At 38.9% G+C, this 1,296-nt stretch carries 1 protein-coding gene; it reads left to right on the plus strand.

All coding sequences use genetic code 11. The annotated features are described in order from the left end of the window. Positions 1-1,296 (plus strand): DUF7507 domain-containing protein (locus tag KPL54_RS25735; protein ID WP_216109318.1); only part of this gene is annotated, 1,296 nt, incomplete at both ends.

Consider the following 1,296-nt stretch of genomic DNA (forward strand, 5'->3'; position numbering starts at 1 on the left):
GACCATTCAATGTAACTGACAACAAGGCAATTGTAACTCCGCCACTAAATAGTAATTTAACACCTGGTGAATCTACAACAGCAACTGCCACCTATACAATTACTCAATTGGATTTGGATATAGGCCATGTTACAAATACAGCTACAGCTACAGCAGACAATGGCACTATTTTATCTAATGAAGCTAGCTCAACGGTAACATTCTCTCAGCAACCAACGGTGTCACTTACCCTTACAAAGGTGGCAGGCCCATCAACATATAATCAGGTTGGTCAGGTAATAACTTATTCTTACACAATAACCAACACCGGCAACGTTATAATTAATGGACCATTCAATGTAACTGACAACAAGGCAATTGTAACTCCGCCATTAAATAGTAATTTAACACCTGGTGAATCTACAACAGCAACTGCCACCTATACAATTACTCAATTGGATTTGGATGCTGGTAATGTTACAAATACAGCTACAGCTACAGCAGACAATGGCACTATTTTATCTAATGAAGCTAGCTCAACGGTAACATCAACCCAGCAGCCAAAGCTTACACTTACAAAGGCAGCAGGTCCATCAACATATAGTCAGGTTGATGATGTAATAACTTACACTTACACAATTACCAACACCGGTAATGTTACAATCAATGGACCATTCAATGTAACTGACAACAAGGCAATTGTAACTCCGCCACTAAATAGTAATTTAACACCTGGTGAATCTACAACAGCAACTGCCACCTATACAATTACTCAATTGGATTTGGATGAGGGTAATGTTACAAATACAGCTACAGCTACAGCAGACAATGGCACTATTTTATCTAATGAAGCTACCTCAACGGTAACATCAACTCAGCAACCAAAGATTACACTTGTTAAGAACGCGGGTCCATCAACCTACAGTCAGATAGGGGAGGTAATAACTTATTCTTACACAATAACCAACACCGGCAACGTTATAATTAATGGACCATTCAATGTAACTGACAACAAGGCAATTGTAACTCCGTCACTAAATAATAATTTAACACCCGGTGAATCTACAACAGCAACTGCCACTTATACAATTACTCAATTGGATTTGGATGAGGGTAATGTTACAAATACAGCTACAGCTACAGCAGACAATGGCACTATTTTATCTAATGAAGCTACCTCAATGGTAACATCAACTCAGCAACCAAAGATTACACTTGTTAAGAACGCGGGTCCATCAACCTACAGTCAGATAGGGGAGGTAATAACCTACACTTACACAATAATAAACACCGGCAACGTTACAATTAATGGACCAT

This window comes from Clostridium estertheticum (genome assembly GCF_018861295.1).
Lineage (GTDB): Bacteria > Bacillota > Clostridia > Clostridiales > Clostridiaceae > Clostridium_AD > Clostridium_AD estertheticum_D.